Consider the following 7,125-nt stretch of genomic DNA (forward strand, 5'->3'; position numbering starts at 1 on the left):
CGCTCGCCGTCGCGGATCCAGGCGACCTCGGCGCGCAGCAGCTCCGCGCCCGGGCCGACGGGGGCGTAGCCGACCTCGAGCGACGCGCGGGTGTCGAGCACGATCGGGTGCGCCGCGGCCCACGGGTGCGCGCCTCCGTCGACGTCCGGCTCGAGCGGCACGACGCGTCCGCGCCAGCCGAGCTCGTCGGCGATGACGGCGACGATCTCGGCGGCCGTCAGCGGATCCGGGTCGGCGGCGTTGAGGATGCGCGCGCCCGGCACGTCCGCGACCCGCGCGATGAGCGCCGCCGCGTTGGCCGCCGCGGTGAGGTGGTCGACGGACGCGCCGCGGTCGGCGAGCTCGAGGGTCTCCGCGCCCGCGAGCATGCGCTCGACGATGCCGCGCGTTCGGGCGTTCCTCGCCCACGGGCCGTGCACCTTGGAGGGGCGGATCACCGTGACCGGCAGGCCGGTGTCGTGCGCCGCGTGCTCCACTGCGACCTTCGACGGCGCGTAGCCCTCGCGCGTGAAGGGGTCCGTGCCGGGCGCGGCGGGCGCGAGGGTCGGGTTCTGCTCGGGGATCGGGACGGGGAACCGCGGCGGCTCGTCGCCGTTGATGTGCCTCCCCGCCGCGTCGACGTACACGGCGCGGGAGGACGCGACGACGACGGATCCGCTCGCCCGCATCGCCGGGACGAGCGCGTCGATGTCGGCCGCCGTGAACGCGACGAGGTCGACGAGCAGGTCGACGCCGTCGCCGACCAGCCGCTCGATCCCGCGGGCGTCTGCCCGGTCGAGCGCGTGGAAGCGGACGCCGAGGTCCGTGAGCGCACCTGGCATGGCGGCGGGATCGCGACCGGTCACGTCGACGGACCAGCCGTCGCGCGCCAGCCGCTCGGCCGTCGCGGCGCCGATCGCGCCGGTCCCGCCGAGGACGAGGGCGCGACGCGAGGAGGAGGGCATGGTCGTCGAGCCTAGGGGGAGGCGCGGCGGGCTCGGCACCGGAATGCCGAGACGAGCGAGTGGTGGAGAGCTCCGGAAATCGAACCAGACGAGGCACCCCGATAGGCGCGCTCCCCGAACTGAGGACAACCTAGCGGATCCGGCTGGACCGGCGCATGCCGCCGTCGAACTCGGTACGCCGACGTCTCGACGCGGGCGGGGAGGGGGGCGTCAGCCGCCGACGGTCCGGACCCGGACCGTCTCGCCGTCGCCATCCAGCTCGAACGTCAGCGTGGTGCCCAGGGGGTACGCGTCGCGGAGCTCCTGGGGCTGGTCGGCCGTGACCACGAGGGCGGTGCGCGCGGGGACGGTCCCCGTCGCGCAGCCCGGCACGCCGGCGACCGAGCCGTCCTGGCCCGCGGGACCGGCCACCAGGCAGGTCCGCTCGGCGCCCGTGGTCGCGTCGGGGACGGGGATCCGGGCGACCGAGATCCCGTGGAACGCGGCGAACAGGGAGCCCGGGGCGATGGATCCCGTGTCGACCGACAGGTAGGTCGCGTTGTCGGGCACCGGCGGCGGCTCCAGCTCGAGCATCGCGACCGTGCCGCGTTCGTCGCCCAGCCACCAGGCGGTCCCGCCGGCGGAGGCGACCGCGACGATCACGAGCGACGCGGCCCAGGCGGCGACGAGACGCGGGCGGATGCGGGGACCGCGGGCATCCCGGGCGCGCGAGCGTGATGCGACGGGCGGCGCGCCGTCCGCGGGCACGTCGCCGTCCGACTCCCCGCGAGCGGGATCCGCCGCCGCGCTGTCATCGGGCGATGCGTCCCGCCCCTCCAGCGCCCGCAGCCGCGACAGCGAGGCCGTGTCGCGCGGATCCCGATCCGGCCCGAAGACGCGCCGACGCAGCTCCGCGATCTCCGCGCGCCGGTCGTCGTCGTCCATCCCCGCATCGTGTCACGGGGCCGGCGATCCCGCTCAGCAGGCCGCGTACGCGTATCCGTCCTCGGTCGACGGCACGAGGTCGCGGTCGCGCACGATGGCGCGGGGTGCGGGATCCAGCGCGAGGATCCGCGCGCACGCGCCCGCTGCCGTGTCGAGCAGGTCGTCGGCGTACTCCACGTCGAGCACGTGCGGTCCGTAGACCGCCGTGTAGTCGGCGCACTCGGACCAGCGGTCGCACTCCTCGGCGATGGCGAAGTCGAAGCCGGCCTCGTCGCGCCCGCGCGATCCGATGTCGGTCGTGTTCTTCTGCGCGACCGCGAGGCCCCGGCCGTGCGCGTGATCCACGAGCAGGGTCGCGAGGGCCAGCGCGTCGTCCGCGTCGAGCGCACCCGCGGACCGCACCCAGGAGTCGAGGTTGTCGTACTCGACCGCCTGGAACCCCGCGTCGGCGCAGAGGTCGACGGTCGCGGCCTGGCGCGCGGCGATGGCCTCGCGCTTCGCGGCGGTCGAGGTGTCGAGGAGGAACTCGTCGTCCCAGTTCGGATCCACGAGCGGGCCGTCGTCGCCCTGCACGAGCAGGTCGTCGGGCCAGGTCTCGCCCGGCTGGGTCTGGAAGCCGTTGACGTAGCAGACGCCGTACGCGCCCGCGGCGGGCTCGTCGGTGCTGTCGCGGACCACGATCCCCACGCCCGCCGGGACCTCCGAGGCGCCGCCGAGCTGGTAGTCGAAGCCCGTGCCGACAGGCGGCAGGGCGACCGCCGCGGACGCGTCCGCCGCGAGCACGCCGGTGGCGGAAGAAGAGGAGGAGGAAGAAGAAGCGGGGGCCGCGGCGGAGGCCGGGCCCGGATCCGCGCCCGCGCATCCGGAGAGGGCGACGAGGGCGACGGTCGCGAGGGCGGCGGAGAGGAAGGGGCGCATCACCCGACCCTAGGCGCGGGCGTCGTCCCCGCCGACCACGCGGAAGCGCTCCATCACGACCTCGGCGTCGTCGTCGAGCACGCTTCCCTCGGGCAGCTCCGCCACGACCTCGGGCGAGTTCCAGAACGCCTCGTGCCCGGCGCGCCACTCGGCGACCGTCGTGAAGCCCTCGCCCTCGTCCACCGCGTGCGCGAGCGGCACGTCGGCCAGGCGGGTGATCTCCACGGCCGTCGTCTCGATCACGACCACCGGCCGTCCGTCGGAGCCGATGACGACGCCGCGGGATCCGACGACCGGCAGCTCCTCGTCGTCGGCCTCGTACTGGACGAGCAGCGAGCTGGTGGAGGTCTTCTCGCCCGAGACGATCGCCGCCACGAGCCGGTCGCGCAGCGGCCCGGGGAACGCGAGCTTGACGGGCGGGAGGTCGGCGTCGGGCGTGGTCATGCGTCGAGCGTACGGGCGCGCCGCCCGTCAACCCCCTCGCGAACCCGGACGCCGCGCACCGCCCGGGCCAGGCTGGATGGGACCCCACGACCCCGAAGGAAGGTGCATCGCATGAGCGAGATCCGCAACGGCGGCAACCAGTACGAGATCCAGGACCCGATCGCCCAGTACCCGTCCCCGCCGTTCCCGCAGCAGGAGCAGACCGGGGCCGGAGACGAGCAGAAGTTCGAGCCCACGCCCGACCACGGCCAGGACAGCTACGTCGGCTTCGGCCGCCTGAAGGGTCGCAAGGTGCTCATCACGGGCGCCGACTCCGGCATCGGCAAGGCCGTCGCCATCGCGTTCGCGCGCGAGGGCGCCGACATCGCGCTCAACTTCCTCGACGAGGAGCTCGAGGACGCGCGCGACACCGCGTCCACCATCGAGGCCGACGGGCGCACCGCGGCGCTCGTCCCCGGCGACATCTCCGACGAGACCACGTGCCAGGACATCGTGCAGGCCTCGGTCGACGCGCTCGGCGGGCTCGACTGCCTCGTGATGGTGGCCGGCTACCAGCGCAACGAGGAGGACATCCTCGACCTCGCCACCGAGCAGCTCGACCGCACGCTGAAGACCAACGTGTACTCGCTGTTCTGGCTGAGCAAGGCCGTGCTCCCGCACCTGCCCAAGGGCGGCAGCATCATCACGACGAGCTCCTCGCAGGCGTACCAGCCGAGCGCGAACAAGCTCGACTACGCGACCTCGAAGGGCGCGATCCGGAACTTCACGCAGGGGCTCGCGCAGCAGCTGGCGCCGAAGGGGATCCGCGTCAACTCGGTGGCGCCCGGCCCGTTCTGGACCGTGCTGCAGCCCGTCGGCCAGTCGGCGGAGGACGTCGAGCAGTTCGGATCCCAGTCGGTCTACGGCCGCCCCGGCCAGCCCGCGGAGATCGCGGCGACCTACGTGTTCCTCGCGAGCCAGGAGTCGAGCTTCACGAGCGGCGAGACGATCGCGGTCACCGGCGGCACGCCCGTCCACTGACCCGGGGAGCAGGATCCGCGGCGGGGCGCGTCAGAAGAGGCGCGCCCCGCCCGCCGCGTCGGCGTCGTCGAGCGGCCGCTCGGTGCGCAGCACGGCGGGGCCGACCGTGAGGATCCCGTCGCCGAGCGGCTCGCAGCGCACGCCGCCGCGTCCGCGGAGCGCGCGGAAGGCGCCGGGCGCGAGCATCACGTCCATCCACGCGCACGGGTTCGCCGGCCGGTGGCCCTGGAACTCGACCGGCCCGTCACCCGAGTCGATGCTGAAGCGCATGCCGCGCAGCCGATCCGCGTCGACGCCCCGCAGCAGCACGTTGCGACGCGTGTCCACCGGATCCAGACCCGCGTCGATCCCGAGCTCCGCTGCCACGCGCTCGACGGACTCGACGGCCATCACCGTCACCGCGGCCGTGCGGTGCGCGCGCTGGCCGAAGTAGCGGTCGCCGACGATCCCGAGGCCGGCCCGCACCCGGACGGACGCGCGCGACGGCGGCTCGCCGGGCTCGTCGCGCGGGCCGTCGGACGGGCGTCCCTCCAGCCGGTGCACCGGCGAGGCGACGAGGAACGCGATCTCCACGGGGTGCGCGTACGGGAGGCCGGTCATCCGGGAAGCGTACGCGTGCCCTTACCACGGGGTACGCCGACCCGGGGCGGATCCTCCACTCGTCGCTAGTATCGATGAGCGGCACGGGATGTCCGCATCCGGGGGGTCACGTGGGCGAGGTCGCTCCCTCCGACGCGCGGCGCGGACACGGATCCCGCGCCCCGTCCCGGCTCCGCAGCATGACGCTCTCGAAGCCGCTGCACGCGCAGCTGCCCTTCATCCTGAGCCTCGCCGTGGTCGGCGTCGTCGCGGGCACGGGCGATCTCGGCGCGGTCGCCGACCCCGGCTTCGTGGCGGGGACGATCATCGCCGCGCTGGTCACGATCGTCGCGGCCGTGCTCCCGTGGCGCCGGATCGACTCGGACTGGGTGGCCGTGCTGCCCATGCTCGACTTCGTGGCGCTCGCACTCTGCCACGACGCGATCGCCGACCAGGTGCCGTCGACCGCGTTCCTCCTCGTGTTCCCCGTGATCTGGCTGGCGTACGCCTTCGCCCTGCACGTCCTGTGGCTCGGCGCCCTCGGCACGGCCTCCGTCCTCGCGCTGCCCTATCTCAGATCCGGGACCCTGCCCGAGGGCACGACCGGCTGGTCGCACCTCGTCGTGCTCCCCGTCGTGATGCTCCTCGTGGCCGTCGCCGTGAACCTCCTCGCCCAGCAGCTCTTCCGGCAGCACGCGCGCCTGGAGGAGATGCAGCGGGAGCTCACGGGCACGCTCGACTTCCTGCAGGAGCGCAACTCGATCATCGACGGCGTGCTGGACGCGATCGACGACACGGTCCTCGTCCTCGACGCCACGGGCCGGGTCATGATGCGCAACCGCGCCGCGCGGGACCTCATGGCGATCGCCGACCCGGTCGACCCCGCCGACCCGGTCGTCGGCCGCCTCGTCTACGAGGAGGACCGCACCACCCTCGTGCCGCCCGAGCGGCAGCCCGTCGCCCGCGCCCGCGCCGGCGAGGTCGTCGGCCGCGAGGTGTACTGGGTAGGCGAGGGCGGCGCGCAGAAGGCCGTGCTCGCGTCGGTCTCGCCGCTCGTCGACGACTCCGGGCGCACGTTCGGCACTGTCGTGGTCAGCACCGACGTCACGGCGCTCGCGCTCGCGGTCTCCGAGCGCGAGGACTTCGTGGCGAGCGTCTCGCACGAGCTGAAGACGCCGCTCACCTCGATCCTCGGCTACGTCGAGCTCATCGCCGACGACCTCGTGGAGGACGACCTCGACGACCGGATCACCGCGGCCCGCCTCGCGATCGTGGAGCGCAACGCGCAGCGCCTCCTCGGCCTCATCGGCGACCTCCTCACGGCCGCGCAGCACCGGCTCGCCGTCAACCGCAACCTCGTGGACGTGGGCGAGATCGTCGAGAACGCGCTCGACGTGATCCGCCCGCACGCGACCGCGAGCGGCGTCACGCTGGTCGAGCCGGACTACGAGGAGCTCGTCGCGGAGGTCGACGCCGTGCGCATCGGCCAGGTGCTCGACAACCTGCTCAGCAACGCCGTGAAGTACACGCCGGAGGGCGGCACGGTCACCACCGAGGTCGGCGTCGACGGCGACCACCTCCGCATCTGCGTCACCGACGACGGCGTCGGCATGTCGGCGGAGGACACCGCGCAGCTGTTCACGCGCTTCTTCCGCACCAGCTCCGCCCGCGCGAGCACGGTCGCGGGCGTGGGCCTCGGCCTCAGCATCACCCGCTCGATCGTGGACGCGCACGACGGCACCATCGAGGTCGAGAGCGCCCTCGGCGTCGGCACCACGATGCGCGTGCTCCTGCCGCTGCGCGTGGGGCCGGCCGCATCGCCCTCGTCTTGAGCTGATCTTGTCCCGACCTTGATCCGATCCCGCACCGGGCGGTGTCAGGCTCGATGAACGACGGGGCCACCCGTCCGACACGAGCGATCGAAGGACCGGATGACCCCCCACGACCACCCCGCGAGCGGCACCCGAGCCGCGCGCACCGGGTGGCGCGCCGGGTCCACGGATGCACGGCCGGTACCCGACGGCAGCGTCCCCGGTCCTTCCGATCGTCTCGGCGGCGGCCGGGCGTGACCGCCCACGCCGCCCGTGCCCCGCAGATCCCCCCGCTCCTCGACGTCCGCGTCCTGGAGCAGCTGCTGGCCGAGCTGTCGGACGATCGCGGTCCCGCCCGCATGTCCGTCGTCCCCGCGACGGACGCCCCCGCTCCGCCCCCCGGCGTTCCCGCGCCGGGCGGCGTGACCCCGCCGCGCGGCCACCCCGAGCCGCGTCGCGGGAACCCGTCGTCCGGATCCCCCCGT

Annotated in this window: 7 protein-coding genes and 1 pseudogene; 3 read left to right on the plus strand and 5 right to left on the minus strand. The window is 74.3% G+C overall.

The features are described from left to right. The 4 genes from DZG00_RS10315 to DZG00_RS10330 all read right to left on the minus strand — a co-directional run. The coding region (locus DZG00_RS10315) for an NAD-dependent epimerase/dehydratase family protein (protein ID WP_119455595.1) at positions 1-944 on the minus strand (944 nt) is incomplete at its 3' end. 210 nt (positions 945-1,154) lie between these two features. Then, positions 1,155-1,868, minus strand: coding sequence for a hypothetical protein (locus DZG00_RS10320; protein ID WP_119455596.1), 714 nt, complete (start codon positions 1,866-1,868; stop codon positions 1,155-1,157). A 33-nt stretch (positions 1,869-1,901) separates the two neighbouring features. Continuing rightward, positions 1,902-2,786 (minus strand): endo alpha-1,4 polygalactosaminidase, encoded by an 885-nt coding sequence (locus tag DZG00_RS10325; protein ID WP_119382415.1) that lies wholly within the window; start codon positions 2,784-2,786, stop codon positions 1,902-1,904. 9 nt (positions 2,787-2,795) lie between these two features. Next, a complete protein-coding gene (locus DZG00_RS10330; protein ID WP_119382414.1) occupies positions 2,796-3,230 on the minus strand; it encodes an ASCH domain-containing protein in 435 nt (144 codons plus the stop codon). A gap of 111 nt (positions 3,231-3,341) precedes the next feature. On the opposite strand from DZG00_RS10330, the gene DZG00_RS10335 reads away from it, so the two are divergent. Beyond that, a complete protein-coding gene (locus DZG00_RS10335; protein WP_119382413.1) occupies positions 3,342-4,250 on the plus strand; it encodes an SDR family oxidoreductase in 909 nt (302 codons plus the stop codon). Positions 4,251-4,280: 30 nt separating this feature from the next. Here DZG00_RS10335 and DZG00_RS10340 read toward each other — a convergent pair whose 3' ends face one another. After that, a complete protein-coding gene (locus DZG00_RS10340) occupies positions 4,281-4,850 on the minus strand; it encodes an MOSC domain-containing protein (protein ID WP_119382412.1) in 570 nt (189 codons plus the stop codon). Between the two features lie 179 nt (positions 4,851-5,029). Between DZG00_RS10340 and DZG00_RS10345 the strand changes: the two genes are divergently transcribed. Together DZG00_RS10345 and DZG00_RS17335 are read left to right on the plus strand one after the other, a co-directional pair. Then, positions 5,030-6,661, plus strand: a complete 1,632-nt coding sequence (locus tag DZG00_RS10345; RefSeq protein ID WP_233549104.1) for a sensor histidine kinase — start codon at positions 5,030-5,032, stop codon at positions 6,659-6,661. Positions 6,662-6,714: 53 nt separating this feature from the next. Then, positions 6,715-7,125: pseudogene (locus tag DZG00_RS17335) on the plus strand (Hpt domain-containing protein); the annotation flags it as partial.

It is taken from the genome of Clavibacter lycopersici (genome assembly GCF_003576405.1).
GTDB classification, from domain to species: Bacteria; Actinomycetota; Actinomycetes; order Actinomycetales; family Microbacteriaceae; genus Clavibacter; species Clavibacter lycopersici.